This is a genomic window from Martinezella sp. CNPSo 3957 (assembly GCF_057784395.1).
Map to the genome: position 1 here is coordinate 80,546 of NZ_JBXSOU010000020.1, position 12,947 is coordinate 93,492.

The 12,947-nt window shown below is 60.5% G+C and carries 13 protein-coding genes; 5 read left to right on the forward strand and 8 right to left on the reverse strand.

Annotated elements, in window-relative coordinates:
• Positions 1-245 precede the first annotated feature (245 nt).
• Complete coding sequence (locus AC13QE_RS29580; RefSeq protein ID WP_488486405.1) at positions 246-2,657, reverse strand: transglycosylase domain-containing protein; 2,412 nt, start codon at positions 2,655-2,657, stop codon at positions 246-248.
• Between the two features lie 293 nt (positions 2,658-2,950).
• Here AC13QE_RS29580 and AC13QE_RS29585 point away from each other — a divergent pair, with 293 nt between their 5' ends.
• From AC13QE_RS29585 to AC13QE_RS29595, 3 genes are all read left to right on the forward strand, one after another.
• Positions 2,951-3,139: a hypothetical protein gene (locus AC13QE_RS29585; protein WP_112338918.1), complete on the forward strand. Its 189-nt coding sequence runs from the start codon at positions 2,951-2,953 to the stop codon at positions 3,137-3,139.
• Positions 3,140-3,216: 77 nt separating this feature from the next.
• On the forward strand, positions 3,217-3,339 hold the full coding sequence (locus AC13QE_RS29590; protein ID WP_257714005.1) for a hypothetical protein: 123 nt from the start codon (positions 3,217-3,219) through the stop codon (positions 3,337-3,339).
• Positions 3,340-3,552: 213 nt separating this feature from the next.
• The gene (locus AC13QE_RS29595) at positions 3,553-3,795 is read left to right on the forward strand and encodes a DUF982 domain-containing protein (RefSeq protein ID WP_132721694.1); all 243 of its coding nucleotides are present in this window, start codon (positions 3,553-3,555) and stop codon (positions 3,793-3,795) included.
• A 223-nt stretch (positions 3,796-4,018) separates the two neighbouring features.
• Here AC13QE_RS29595 and AC13QE_RS29600 read toward each other — a convergent pair whose 3' ends face one another.
• The 6 genes from AC13QE_RS29600 to AC13QE_RS29625 form a co-directional block, all read right to left on the reverse strand.
• Positions 4,019-4,903 carry an SH3 domain-containing protein gene (locus tag AC13QE_RS29600; RefSeq protein WP_488486406.1) on the reverse strand — a complete coding sequence of 295 codons (885 nt, stop codon included), beginning with the start codon at positions 4,901-4,903 and terminating at the stop codon, positions 4,019-4,021.
• A complete protein-coding gene (locus AC13QE_RS29605) occupies positions 4,900-5,232 on the reverse strand; it encodes a hypothetical protein (RefSeq protein ID WP_488486407.1) in 333 nt (110 codons plus the stop codon). Before AC13QE_RS29605 ends, AC13QE_RS29600 begins: the two co-directional genes overlap by 4 nt.
• Before the next feature lie 337 nt (positions 5,233-5,569).
• A complete protein-coding gene (locus tag AC13QE_RS29610) occupies positions 5,570-7,039 on the reverse strand; it encodes an efflux transporter outer membrane subunit (RefSeq protein WP_488486408.1) in 1,470 nt (489 codons plus the stop codon).
• 348 nt (positions 7,040-7,387) lie between these two features.
• Positions 7,388-8,332 (reverse strand): phosphoribosylaminoimidazolesuccinocarboxamide synthase, encoded by a 945-nt coding sequence (locus AC13QE_RS29615; RefSeq protein WP_488486412.1) that lies wholly within the window; start codon positions 8,330-8,332, stop codon positions 7,388-7,390.
• A gap of 144 nt (positions 8,333-8,476) precedes the next feature.
• On the reverse strand, positions 8,477-9,157 hold the full coding sequence (locus tag AC13QE_RS29620) for a phosphoribosyltransferase (RefSeq protein WP_488486409.1): 681 nt from the start codon (positions 9,155-9,157) through the stop codon (positions 8,477-8,479).
• Between the two features lie 13 nt (positions 9,158-9,170).
• Entirely contained in the window at positions 9,171-9,971 is an 801-nt protein-coding gene (locus AC13QE_RS29625) for a pseudouridine synthase (protein ID WP_488486410.1), read from the reverse strand.
• 355 nt (positions 9,972-10,326) lie between these two features.
• Here AC13QE_RS29625 and AC13QE_RS29630 point away from each other — a divergent pair, with 355 nt between their 5' ends.
• Entirely contained in the window at positions 10,327-11,046 is a 720-nt protein-coding gene (locus AC13QE_RS29630) for a response regulator (protein WP_132721684.1), read from the forward strand.
• A gap of 3 nt (positions 11,047-11,049) precedes the next feature.
• Entirely contained in the window at positions 11,050-12,402 is a 1,353-nt protein-coding gene (locus tag AC13QE_RS29635) for an ATP-binding protein (RefSeq protein ID WP_132721682.1), read from the forward strand.
• A 64-nt stretch (positions 12,403-12,466) separates the two neighbouring features.
• Here the strand turns inward: AC13QE_RS29635 and AC13QE_RS29640 are convergent, their stop codons facing one another.
• Entirely contained in the window at positions 12,467-12,673 is a 207-nt protein-coding gene (locus tag AC13QE_RS29640) for a hypothetical protein (RefSeq protein WP_112338926.1), read from the reverse strand.
• Between the last annotated feature and the right edge of the window lie 274 nt (positions 12,674-12,947).

Here is a 12,947-nt window from a genome sequence, read left to right on the forward strand (position 1 = left end):
CTGAAATCCAGCAAAACAAATGGTTTGTCGCTCAAATTCCACATGGTCCCATATGCGCCGGGGACCTCAGGATTTGACGCGACCGCGTATCAGAGCAGCCTTGCTGCGGCCATGCAAGCGTCTACTGCATAATTCTCTAAATCGGGATCGATTTAAGAATAAAATCCTGCAGCAGGTCCAAAGTGCTGCGGCGACCTTAGCGCGCCTATCTGACGCGCTGTGCTGTGGGGTGCGAAATTGCGATTTTATCGGCCCAGGATGACATCGAGCAGCGACGAGCGGTGCGGCCGCGCCGTGGCGACCGGAGCGCCGCCATCACCGACATCGGCGGGCGGTATATCGCTGTCATACCGATTGGAGCTGTAAGGGTTGGTGTCGTCGGCCAGATTTGCCGGCGGCAGGTCCTGCGGGTCGTCGTTCGCGGAGGCCTGGTTGACAACCTGCGGCTGGATCGGCTGTTGCGACGGCCTTTGCTGTAAGGTCGGCTGCTGTATGGGCTGTCCGCCATTGGCGACGCCGGAGATGATGTTGCCGATGGTGGTCGGCTGGTCGCCGTTCGGTCCTGCCTGCGCCATCGGCAGGCCGTTGTCGATGATCTGGCCGCCGCCGAAGATCGGCGTCGGCGTGATGCCCTTGTGGGCGGCGACCATGAATTCCTTCCACGCTTTTGCCGGCAGACCACCGCCCGTCACCTTGCGCATCGACTTGCCGTCGTCATTGCCGAACCAGAGGCCTGTGGTCAGGTGGCTGGTGAAGCCGACGAACAGCGCGTCGCGGAAGGATTGCGTCGTGCCCGACTTGCCGGCCGCCTGCCAGCCTGGAATGCGTGCTGTCTTGCCGGTGCCGTTAGTGATGACGCCGGCCATCATGGCGTTCATGTTCGTAACGATATCCGGGTTGAGCACGCGCTCCGGATTGTCTGTATTGGCTTGGTACAGCACCTTGCCGGAGGCGGTCGTTACCTTGGTGACGACATGCGGGGCCACTTTGAAGCCGCCGTTCATGAAGGTGGCATAGGCGGAGGTCAGCTCCAGCAGCGACACTTCGGACGTGCCGAGCGCAATCGAGGCATTGGCCTGCAGATCCGATTCAATGCCGAGCCTGCGGGCGACCTTGATGACCTGGTCCGGCCCGACTTCGGCGACGAGCTGCGCGGCAACCGTGTTCAGCGAATGCGCGATCGCGGTGGCAAGCGTGACGGGGCCGCTATAGCGCTGTTCATAATTTTCAGGCGCCCAGTTGCCGATCTTGACCGGCATGTCGTTGCGGATGGAATTGGGTGTCAGGCCCATCTCAAGCGCTGCGGTATAGACGAACGGCTTGAAAGCGGAGCCTGGCTGGCGCTTGGCGGTGACCGCGCGATTGAACTGGCTCTGTGCATAGTCGCGGCCGCCAACGAGAGCACGGATGGCGCCTGTCGCGTCGACGGAAACCAGTGAGGCCTGCGATGCGTTCAGCTTCTTGCCTTCCTTTTCGAGCACATCGCTGAGCGCCTTCTCTGCCTTCTCCTCCAGCGACATGTCGAGCGTGGTGTCCACGATCAGGTCTTCCTTGACATCGCCGCCGATCAGCTTCGGTAGCTGGTCCATGACCATGTCGGCGACGTAATTCTCGGCGCCGCTCCAATAGCTCTTCGATCGTGTCGGCGGCTGGGACATCGCCGTCTTGGTATCGGCCTCGGTGATGAAGCCTTGATCCTGCATCGCCTGCAGCACCAGCTGCGCGCGCGCCTCGGCGGCGGCAGGATCGCGGGCGGGCGACAGCCGCGAGGGAGCCTTGACCAGGCCGGCGAGCATGGCGGCCTCGCCGAGATTGACGTCCTTGGCCGATTTATTGAAGTAGCGCCGCGAGGCGGCCTCGACGCCATAGGCGTTGGAGCCGAAATAGACGCGGTTCAGGTACATCGTCAGGATCTGATCCTTGGTGTACTTGTGCTCCAGCCACAGCGCCAGCAGCACTTCCTGCACCTTGCGTTCCAACGTGCGGTCCGGCGACAGGAAGAGGTTCTTGGCAAGCTGCTGCGTCAGCGTCGAGCCGCCCTGAACGGCATGTCCCGTCACGATATTCGTCACTACCGCGCGGCCAAGACCGATCGGATCGAAGCCGAAATGCGAGTAGAAGCGTCGATCCTCGATCGCGACGATAGCCTCGGGAATATAAGGCGACATCTCGCTCAGCGATACGGCCTCGCCGCCCGTGGTGCCGCGATTGGCGATCAGGGTTCCGTCGAGACCGTTGATCTTGACGTTCGGCGGCCGTTCAGGGATGGACCACGTGCTGGCGCTCGGCATGCGCGAGCCGTAGTAGGCGACGAGCCCGGCAAGGCCGATACCGGCCCAGAGGCAGAGTACGAGCCCCCAGTAGATCGTCGAACGGATGAAGCCGAAAAAGCCGCGCCGCGGTGGCGCACGGCGTGCCGGTTTGCGGCGGCTGCGGGCGCGAGTGCGGCGAGGCTTTTCGACCACGGGCTCATCCTCGTCGTCATAGTCGTCGGGTTCCGGCTCTTCGTAGTATGTTTTGGAAGAAGACGAATATTTCTTGGCCGAGCGCCTGTTGCCGATGATGCGCTCGCCGGCATTGAATCCGTCCTCAATGCGTTCCCGGCCGCTGGAAAAGGATGGTTCTATCCTCTGGCTTGATTTCTTCTTATCTGCCATTGCCGGCCGGTCGTACCTCGGTGCCCTTGTATTCCATGCCTTCTATCAGGCTGATCGCAGCGGCGGTAGCGCGCTTCGAGCCAATGGGCGATCGAGGTAAAGCAACTCGCCTTGGTTCCGCCTCTCCTGAAGACATCAAATCCCGCCTGAATTGTAAATGCGGCGATTTAAGGAGGGATTAAGAACATTCCGCCCCGCAATGGCGGCGATCTCGCCCTGCGACCGGCGGGGACGCAAGGAACTTTTCGCCACCCTGAGCATTATCCTCTTATAAAAACAAAGAGGGCGAGCCCATGACTTCATTACTGAAGATAGAGCAAATTGAAGAGAGCAAGCTGCGCGAGGTCTGGAGCGTCGAGGATTTCGTCCGACGCCACCGGATTTGCAAGGAGGAGGAAGCCCGGCTGAAAAAGCTGTTCGGCGATTTCGCAACGAAGCAGGAATTGCTCTCCAACGCGCAACGGCCGCCCCAATTCCGTTGAAATAAAGTGGTTGGCCAGTGCGATGTTCATCGTGAGCCGCTGCGATCGAACGGATCGCAGCGGAGGAGACTGAGCCAATGTGGAAACGTTTCGAACTGTGGCTGGTGGACCAGATCGACCGCATATTCGGCCTTGAGCGGCTTGCGCGCCGTGCCGGCTTCTCTCCGGATGAGGCGAGGCGGATCGCACGTGAAAAGTAGCTTTCCTGGGGTTTGATGCATCTGCGGCTGCCGGTGTTCTCCTGCAATTTGGGGATACTATCGCACTCGTATCGGATGAGGCTGCGTCGATACTTCACGCACAACAAGCCATCTTCCATATTTTCGAATGCTCTGAACAAGGTTATAGTACTGTCATATGGCCGTCTTGATCGACGGTTCCAAGTAATTGGTAGCGCGTGAGGAGGAGTGTTCATGCGACATATCAAATGGAGCAATCCGATCGAGGTCGGTTTTGCTCAGGATAGGTTCCAGGTCGTGACAGGCCCGTCCGAGGCCCTCAACTGCATGGCCAATCTATGGCCCGACCGCCGCGGTCCCCTCTATGTGGCGGCTCGAAGCCTTTGCCGGGCTGCCATTGACGGCCGCAAGTCTGCCGAAGAAGCGCGCGAGATGTTCATTTCGGCGACTCGGGAAGCGCGTCTAAAGATGCATTGAAGTATGCCGTTACCATCGGATTAACTGTCCAAACCTTGCGAACCGGCGAAAGCGCGGCAGAAGTCGAGAGTTTTGGGCGCGTGTTCTTCCGTGAAATCATCTGCTGAGTGAAGCTCCCGCATGGGAGCGCATTCTTCTGGGAGGCAATGCACTTCACCAAAAAGGCCGGCGACTTTCAAAGTCGCCGGCCTTTTAGCTTTTCAGGTGGTCGCAGGGCCGGCCGTCAGCGGTTCGAGCCTCTCACCGACATCCGGCAGTTGGGCTCCGACGCGGGGCATGGATCCCGGTGGTTAGGGCTATAAGGTCCCGGGTCGCTTGCATTCGGCCGAGGATTGTTCTGCGGCTGCTGCGGCTGTGGTTGCGGTTGAGCCTGCTGCGGTTCCGGGCGCGGGCGGTTGTCCGGGCGATTATTGTCCGGACGGTTGTTGTCGCGCTGGCGGTCTGGCCGGTTACCCCAGTCACGGTTATCGTCCGGGCGCTGTCTGCCCCAGTCGCGATTGCCGTCGCGTTGTCCGTCCCAATCGCGGTTACGATCACGATCAGGCCGGCGATCCCAGTTGCGATCCTGTCCGTCATTCCAGTCGCGATTGCGATCAGGGCGGCGGTCCCAGTTGCCATCCTGATTATCATTCCAGCCGGAGCCGCGGTCCCAGCCCGGAGAATTGCGGCGGTCCCAGCCGCTGTCGGGCCGTCGATCGCCCCAGCCAGGGCCGCGGCGCCAGCGATCGCGATCGCGGTAGAAGTCGCGGCCGCGGTAATAGCGACCCCAATAGTCGTCGAAATTGAACACCACAGTCGGAATACCGAGCGGCCGGTAATATTGCCGGTCGATATAGATGCGGCGCGACTGATAGGTCGCCTGGATATAACGGCCCGCAACCCAGCCGCGGCCACCGTAGAAGGAGACATCGCACCACGGCGTATCATTGAGGCAGCCATTGATCTGAAGGGGCACACCGACTGGGATCATCGTGACAGCCGGATAGGCGGTGCTTGGGCCTGACCGCATGTTGACGTTTGCCGTGGCAAAGCCTTCCGCCGCTTCCGCAATGGCTGGCAGCGCCATGAGCGCTGTCAGTAGACTCGCCGCGAGAACCTTGAATTTCATAAATCACTCTCCCTTTCGCGCACTTCGCCGCCCCGGCGCTTGTTCACAGTCATGCGCCTACCCCGGCGCTCTTTGGTAACACTAGCCAACTTCGGCAAGATAAAGGCTTCTCCATGCACGGGGTCTGATAGGAATCCCAAGTGCCTCCTCAATCTGTGCATGTATTGTAAAAGCATTTGCATGAATACAGCTTGAACGCGCCAGTTCGAAACCGAAAAGGCGTTAAGGTTTTCGATCAAGGCTGCCGGGCTGCTTTGGAAGGTTTCTGGCAGAAACAACAAAGCGGCCTTGAAATTGCCACCTTGCCCTCTCATATACGCTTCAGTCATGCAGCCGATGGGCGCTGGCGCGCTGGAAAGCGAGCCGTTTCGTCCGTTAATATCATGAAAGTGGCGTTAACTCTTCGTTGACCTTTCATGATCAATCTGGCTGCAGTTCCGCCCTTGCCTTTGACCACGGATGTACTGGCACTGATGTGAAGGCGGATGGCGAAAGGCCGGGTCATTCCGGCCTTTTTGTTTTTGGCGATGGCGTGTTCTTGCGGAAGCGGAGCGCGCCATTTTCATTTTAGCCATTTCCGTGCGCCCAAAAGAAAAACCGCCACAGATCCCTGCGGCGGTTTTCAAGTTCAAGCGGTAAGGCTCTGTTACAGCCTAGGCCACAGGCTTAGATCGCCTTCTTGGCAGCAACCTTGATGGCCTCTGCCTTGGCTCTGGTCGGTCCTGCGGCCGCGATCGCCTTGTCGGCCGGCACATAGCCTGCGCCGATCGCGACGTTCAGCGAGATGTAGTCGGTAGCGCTCTGCTGAACAGCCTGCGCCAGGCTCTGCTGGGCAGCAGTCACGTTGCGCTGGGCATCGAGAACGTCGAGCAGTGAGGATGCACCGTCCTTATAGCTTGCCGTCGAAAGCTGCAGGGCTTCCTGATAGGACTTGACCTGAGCCTGCAACGCCGCGACCGTCTGTGCGTCACGGGCGACCGCGGATAGAGCGTTTTCAACCTGTTCGACAGCCTCTCGCACCGTCTGCTGCCAGGCGAGATAGTTCTCGCGGCTTGTCGATTCAGCGCTCTTGACGCCGGCGCGCAGGGCACCGCCGTCGAAGATCGGCAGGTTCAGCGATGGGCCGAACGACCAGGTGGTCAGGCCGCCGCTCGCTGCCGAAGTGTGGACATAGGTTGGCGAAATCGAGCCGCTGAGGGTGATCGACGGGAAGAGCTTGGCTTCCGCCACGCCGATCTGGGCCGTCGAGGCAGCAAGCTGACGCTCTGCAACGCGAATATCAGGACGGTTGCGGATGAGGTCGGCCGGAACACCGGTGCGGACGCTGCCGCGGAAGATCGGCTGCCTGCCGCCGCCCTGCATTTGCGCGATAATCGTCGACGAAGGAACGTTGAGCAGCGTCGCGATGTGGTGCACCTGCTGGCGATAGCTGATTTCATAACCGGGCACCAGCGCCAGCGTCTGGTTGACGAGGCCCTCGGCCTGGACCACGTCGAGGCGGGAAGCCGCACCGGCTTCGAGCTGGAACTTGGTCAGAGAAAGCGTATCGCGCCGCGACTTCAGGTTTTCCTGCGCGATCGAGATGAGCCTCTGGTAATAGCGGGCATTGACATAGCTGTTGGCGAGATCCTGCAGATATGTCAGGCGTGCAACGTCAACGCTGGAATAGGCCGCGTCGACCGAAGCATTGGCGCTTTCCGTAGCGCGGCGATACTGACCCCAGAGGTCGAGCAGCCAGGAAGCCGAAGCGGTTCCCGTCGTCGTATTCCGTCGGCCAGCGGAACTCGATACCCTCGAGCCACCCTTCTGGCCTGTGGTCGTGTTGTCACCCAACACGGTGAGGCTTGGGAGACCGCCTGCACCTGCTGTGACGACGGCAGCTTCCGCCTGGTTGATGCGTTCCAGCGACTGCTGGATGGTCAAGTTCTGGGCAAGTCCCTGTGCGGCGAAGGCATTCAGCTTGGTGTCGCCAAAAGCGGTCCACCATTGCGAGCCGGCGACATCGCCGTTTGCCTTCGTACCACCCTCCGAGAATTTGGCCGGGAGAGGCATTTCCGGTGGCTTATGGTCTGGGCCGCTGACGCAACCTGCCAAAACAAGCAGCAGGGCGGGGGCGGCAGTACGAATGGAAACCATCACTTTGTCCCACAATTCAATTTACTGATCAGTGTTTTTCGGGATCGGCTTGACCCCATATGCCGGCGCTCCAGTCTTACGCAACACAAACAACGACCCGAAGCGGTCGGCGACAATCTAGCAACGAGTTTTGCAATAGCACAGTGGCTTTTACGAATTCTCGGCAGCGAACATATGTGGGATCGGGCGAAATATCAGCTTGTCGGTAAAAAAAATCTAAAGTGTTGCAAAAAACATACCCTTGCATCCGCAATCAAGGGATGTAAATGGCGCAAAGCTTCGCCGTTGCCGCAACTTCCAGGAGGCTTCGGCATGCCCATTCAGCGAAACGACCGTTCAAACGGTCTCCTAAGGGAAATAGCGGACGAGGCTTGCGCGAACCCGGTCAAGCGGGGTTGCGCCGCGATCATCGGGCACGAAAGTCATGCCGGTGATCGCTTCATAGGCGCGTATATAGACCTTGGACGTCTCCTCGACCAACTCCCTTGGAATTTCGGGGATCTCGTCCTTATAGGGATCGCAGCGCTCCGTGACCCAGGCCCGCACGAAATCCTTGTCGAAGCTTTCGGGGCGCACACCGTTCTTGAAGCGGTCCTCGTAGCTGTCGGCAAGCCAATAGCGGCTGCTGTCGGGCGTGTGGATTTCGTCGGCAAGGATGATGGTGCCGTTTTCATCGGTCCCGAACTCATATTTGGTATCGACGAGGATCAGCCCCCGCTTGCGGGCGATTTCCTGTCCGCGCGCGAACAGGGCAAAAGCGTAGTTTGTCAGCGCCTGCCACTGCTCTTTTGTCAGAAGCCCGTGCTCGATAATCTGGGTCGGCGTCAGCGGCTCATCGTGGCCGCCGTCGAATTCCTTGCTCGTCGGCGTGATGATCGGCTCCGGCAGGATCTGGTTGTCGCGCATGCCGTCCGGGAGCATGATGCCGTACATCTCGCGCTGCCCCTTCTTATAGAGCGTCAGAACCGAGGTGCCCGTGGTGCCGGCGAGATAGCCGCGAACGACGACCTCGACGGGCAGGATATCCAGCCGCTTTCCGACGACGACGTTCGGGTCCGGATAGTCGATGACGTGGTTCGGGCAGATATCGCGTGTCTGTTCGAACCAGTAGCGGGCAGTCTGCGTCAGCACCTGGCCCTTATAGGGAATGCAGGTGAGGATGCGGTCGAACGCGCTCAACCGGTCGGTGCTGATGATAATGCGGCTGCCGTCGGGCAGATCGTAATTTTCGCGCACCTTACCGCGATAGTAGTTGGGCAATTCCGGAAAATAGGCTTCGGAGAGAGTTCGCAACGCGTCCACCAACAGGCTCGTGCATCCGCCCGACGGATGCTTCTTGAGCGGACCCTTAGCGTATTGCGGCCGGAAGCGGAACGGTTTTCACATATATAATATGCAATTTGCTTTCCATCGCACGGCCGCAACAGCAAAATGCGGTCAGCTCGGCCGACGCCAGCCGCTTCCACTCCACTCGAGGATAGGCGTCGAAAACACGCCGATGATTTTCGCGCTCCAGCGCTTGCCGCCCAGATCGACACGATCCCGCCAGCGTTCGGATTGCAGCATCGCCGCGCCGATCACCACGGGCTCGATGCCGCAAGACGTTAAAAGAGAAAGACCTGCAGCGATCGAGGCGCCGCTGGAGATCACATCGTCGATCAGCGCGACGCGCTTTCCTTTCAGCAGCGGCAGCATGCGCGGGTCTATATAAAGACGCTTCTCCTGGTTTGGCGTGGTGATGGAGGAGAGCGGGACCGAAAGCTCCTCGCGGTACCAGAACTTGCGCGATGTTCCGAGCGGCACGTAGCGCGTATGGCCGAGTGCGCGGGCCACTGCCGCCGCCAGCGTCAGTCCGAGCGTCGGCAATCCGGCGACGACATCGATATCATATTCTGCCATTCGCTTCGCAAGAGTCTCCGCAAGAGCGTCCAGCACGGTGAAGCTTGCCTGATTGATGATCAACGACGCCAGCGCATGTTCGCCGTCGGCGAGCACGCGGATCGGCAGCCGCAATTGCCGCCCGTCCGGCAGCTCGGCTACGTAGAAATCCGCACGCTCGGCCATTGGATCGAAGGTGCCCGGCGCATCCAGCTCCTGCCAGAAGTCATGAGGTTGCATCGCGCTCAGCCTTCTATCGATTGACTTTCATTCCGGCGCGCCGATGCAAGCTCAGGATTTCGGCCTCGGTCAAGGCGCGCACGCCGCCCTTCGGCAGATCGCCAAGCGCGATATCGCCAAAGGCAACGCGCACCAGCCGCAGGCATTCGATGCCGAGCGCTTCCAGCATGCGACGGATCTGGCGATTACGCCCTTCCTTCAGCTCCACCTCGATCCAGCTGTTGCGGTCGCCGCTGCGCAGCAACCGGGCTGAGCTCGCGGTCAGGAGTTCACCATCGTCGACGATGCCACGCTCCATGCGTGCCAGCTGTTCCAGGTCCATGATGCGGTCGACCTGCACATGATAGGCCTTGCCGACATGGCTGACGGGGTCGAGCAGGGCCTGCGCCAATACCGTGTCGTTGGTGAAGAGCAGCAATCCCTCGCTCGCCTTGTCAAGGCGGCCGACGGGCGCGAGATGGCGGGCATCGATCTCCCTCAGGCAATCATAAACGGTCGGCCGTCCTTCGGGATCGTCGCGCGTCGTCACCAGCCCGCGCGGCTTGTTCAGCATGAAATAGAGCTTCTTTTCGGCCGATATCTCGATGCCGTCGACCGCGAACTTCGAATGCTCCAGATCGACCCAGATGGCAGGATCGGAGATCGGGCGGCCGTCCACGGTCACGCGGCCGGCGACGATCAACGCTTCCGCCTGCGTGCGCGAGCAATAGCCAAGCTTCGAAAGCGCCCGCGGCAAGGTCACGCGCTTGCCTTCTGGCTCTGGGGTGCGCCTTGTCGCTTTGCCGGATCTCTGCGGTGATTGCCTTTGGCTCAACCGTCCTGCCTCATGAGCATGTTTCCCTGGCCCGACATTGCCGTCGGTGAAGGTCAATCCTTTCGCACGGCGGCGAGCAGGACGCAAACCCGCATTGTCGAAAAGGATCGGCGGTTTGGAAAAGCAGACAGGGCTCGCATTTCGTGGATGCGAGCCCTGTCGCGGGCCGGAGCGGGCGATGGGGTCGGGTAGGCGGCAACGAAGCTGCCGACTTCGCTCCGGAGGGATCCGGCTACGGAGAAACTGCATCGCTTCTTTTGCTGGGATTTTTCAAAAGAAGGGAAATTTGTTACAGTTTGTAACGTCGGTCGTTTCCCTGTTGCCAAAACCGCCTCTCGCCCCGCATGGAAGAGCCATGGTTTCCGCATCGCTGCTTCTGGTCGAAGACGACCGCGAGATTAGGGCGCTCCTGGAGGAGTTCCTGAGCCGTGAAGGTTTTGCCGTGCAGGCCGCCGACAGCGCCGCGGCTATGGATCGCATTCTGTCCAGGGGGTTCCCCGATCTGATCATCCTCGATCTGATGCTGCCGGGTGAAGATGGTCTCTCCGCATGCCGGCGCATCCGCACCCGCAGCAAGGTGCCTATCCTGATGCTGACGGCGAAGACCGAAGATATCGATCGCATTCTGGGCCTCGAAATGGGCGCCGATGACTATCTCGGCAAGCCTTTCAACCCGCGCGAGCTCCTGGCACGCATCCGCGCCATTCTCCGCCGCTCCGGCCCGGAGCGGCCGGAAGATGCCGGCATCCCGTCCCGACGCAAGAGCTTCGCCGGATTGATCGTCGATCTCGACGGCCGGGTGATCGAGATGGATGGTGAGCGTGTCGTGCATCTGACGACCGCCGAGTTCGATCTGCTCGTCTGCTTCCTCGAAAGACCGCGCCGCGTGCTGTCGCGCGAGCAATTGCTCGACTGGACGCGCGGCCGTGGCGCCGATCCTTTCGACCGGACGATCGATGTTACGGTCTCTCGCCTGCGCACCAAGCTCGGCCATTGCCTGCCTGATGGCGCTCAGATCATCACCACGGTGCGCAATGCCGGCTATCTCCTTACAAGGGACGTGAAGGATGTCTGAACCATGCTGAAACTCGGTCTGGTCGCCCGCATCATCATGATTGTGGCCGTGGCGCTGTTCATCATTCAGCTTGCGGCTTTTGCGGCCGCACAGCTCAAGCCGGATACGCCGTTCAATCCGGAGCGGTCGCCCGCCAAGCAGGTGAAGACCGCGATCCGTCTTCTCGATGCCATTCCGCCCGAGGCGCAGCAGGCGGCCGTGCGGGCACTGAATGCCAACGGCTTGGCGATCCACCTGGCCGATCCGCCGGCCCTGGGCCAAACGGGGGAGGCGTCCAATCTGACGCTTACCGAGAAGCTCGCCCGCGAATTTGCGGCGCTCACCCTCGGCAACCGCTATTTCAACATGCGGTCGCTTTCCGAAAAGCCGCGGGGCTGGTTCTCCGTCGGTGCGCCGGACAGGATCGTGGAGGTGTCGATCGGCGTTGCCGGCGGCAAGGTCGCCGTCTTCAACCTGCCCGAAACGCCGACGGTGCGATTGAACGGTATTCCCATCGGCCTCATTGGCGGCATCCTCGGCATACTGGTCGCCGTGATCGCCATTGCCGCCGTCGCGCGGGAAACCCGGCCCCTGACGCGCCTGTCGCGAACCGTCAACTCGATCGGCAATGGTCTGCAGCCGGTTCACATTCCCGAAAGAGGCGCCTGCGAGTTGCGTCTGCTGATCAAGGCGATCAACGCCATGCAGTTGCGCATCGCCGCGCTCGTCAGCAACCGCACCCTTATTCTCGGAGCGATCTCGCACGATCTGAGGACCTACCTCACCCGCTTCCGTCTGCGCATGGAAATGATGCCGGAAACGCCGCATCGCGAGCGGGCGATCGCCGATGTCGAGGCCATGCAGCGGCTGGTGGAGGATGCGCTCGGCTTTGCCCGCAGCACCGTCATCTCGGACGGCAAGACCATTGTCGATCTCGACGCTGCCATCCAAGGTCACCTCGCCGAGCGGCAGGACGGCCAGGGCCTGGTGGGTTTCATGCCGATCGGGCAGCCGATTGCCGTCGCGATGACGGAGACCGCGCTCGTTCGAGTGCTTGATAATCTCATGGACAATGCGCTGCGCTATGGCGGCCGGGCCGATATTGTCGTCGGGCGCCGCGGCGATCAGGATGCCATCATCGTCGGCGATCGTGGACCGGGTATTCCCGCGGAGCGGCGCAAGGAGGTCCTCGAACCCTTCGTGCGGCTGGAGGAATCGCGCAACCGTGATCTTGGAGGCAGCGGGCTTGGTTTGGCGATCGTCCGCCAGATCCTCGATGCGCATGGTGGCACGCTCTGTCTGGAAGACCGCGAAGGAGGCGGATTGAATGCCGTCGTCCTGTTGCCGCCGATGACGATGGAAAGAAAGGCAGCTTGAAATAGGCGCGCCTGCCAGCCGATCGCACTGGTACGCGATCGTCTCCTTGCGCGGAGCGGCCTGCTCAATGACAGGTCAGGAATCTCTGCAGCTCTTGCCGGTTTAAGACGATACCGGCGGCTGCTTTCTGCGGATCGGGATGCGTATAGGTAAAGCTCGGCAGGTCGGGCAGGTCCAACGCCTGGCGCATGCTCATAATACCGAGCGCGCGACGGCCACTGGCGCTGTCGAAGCTGACTTCTATGATGCTTTCCGGTCTTGTTGTATGCATTGTTTCCTCCCTTCCCTTTTTATCTGCCTCAAACCATAGCAGAAACCTCATGGAAAATCTCGGCCTTTCTAAGGCTTGGGGCCAATAGGTTGCACGGAAGCCCCGAGGCGCCGTCCGTCTGCTCGACGGGAGGGGTTTTGCTGGACGGAGGATGCCATATAGAGGGAAGGCACTCGTATTTAGCCGCCCCGCGCAAAATTTGACCATCTGGACAAGATTTTTAAGGCTGCTGAGGAAAACTTTCCCCTGCCTTCCGCCCATTGAGACAAAAAAT

Bases quoted from the DNA above. Each gene is read 5' to 3' on its own strand.
- AC13QE_RS29605 (WP_488486407.1), bottom strand. From the start codon at position 5,232: ATGACTGAAGCGTATATGAGAGGGCAAGGTGGCAATTTCAAGGCCGCT.
- AC13QE_RS29590 (WP_257714005.1), top strand. From the start codon at position 3,217: ATGTGGAAACGTTTCGAACTGTGGCTGGTGGACCAGATCGACCGCATA.
- AC13QE_RS29620 (WP_488486409.1), bottom strand. From the start codon at position 9,157: ATGCAACCTCATGACTTCTGGCAGGAGCTGGATGCGCCGGGCACCTTC.
- AC13QE_RS29640 (WP_112338926.1), bottom strand. From the start codon at position 12,673: ATGCATACAACAAGACCGGAAAGCATCATAGAAGTCAGCTTCGACAGC.
- AC13QE_RS29585 (WP_112338918.1), top strand. From the start codon at position 2,951: ATGACTTCATTACTGAAGATAGAGCAAATTGAAGAGAGCAAGCTGCGC.
- AC13QE_RS29595 (WP_132721694.1), top strand. From the start codon at position 3,553: ATGCGACATATCAAATGGAGCAATCCGATCGAGGTCGGTTTTGCTCAG.
- AC13QE_RS29580 (WP_488486405.1), bottom strand. From the start codon at position 2,657: ATGGCAGATAAGAAGAAATCAAGCCAGAGGATAGAACCATCCTTTTCC.
- AC13QE_RS29610 (WP_488486408.1), bottom strand. From the start codon at position 7,039: ATGGTTTCCATTCGTACTGCCGCCCCCGCCCTGCTGCTTGTTTTGGCA.
- AC13QE_RS29635 (WP_132721682.1), top strand. From the start codon at position 11,050: ATGCTGAAACTCGGTCTGGTCGCCCGCATCATCATGATTGTGGCCGTG.
- AC13QE_RS29600 (WP_488486406.1), bottom strand. From the start codon at position 4,903: ATGAAATTCAAGGTTCTCGCGGCGAGTCTACTGACAGCGCTCATGGCG.
- AC13QE_RS29630 (WP_132721684.1), top strand. From the start codon at position 10,327: ATGGTTTCCGCATCGCTGCTTCTGGTCGAAGACGACCGCGAGATTAGG.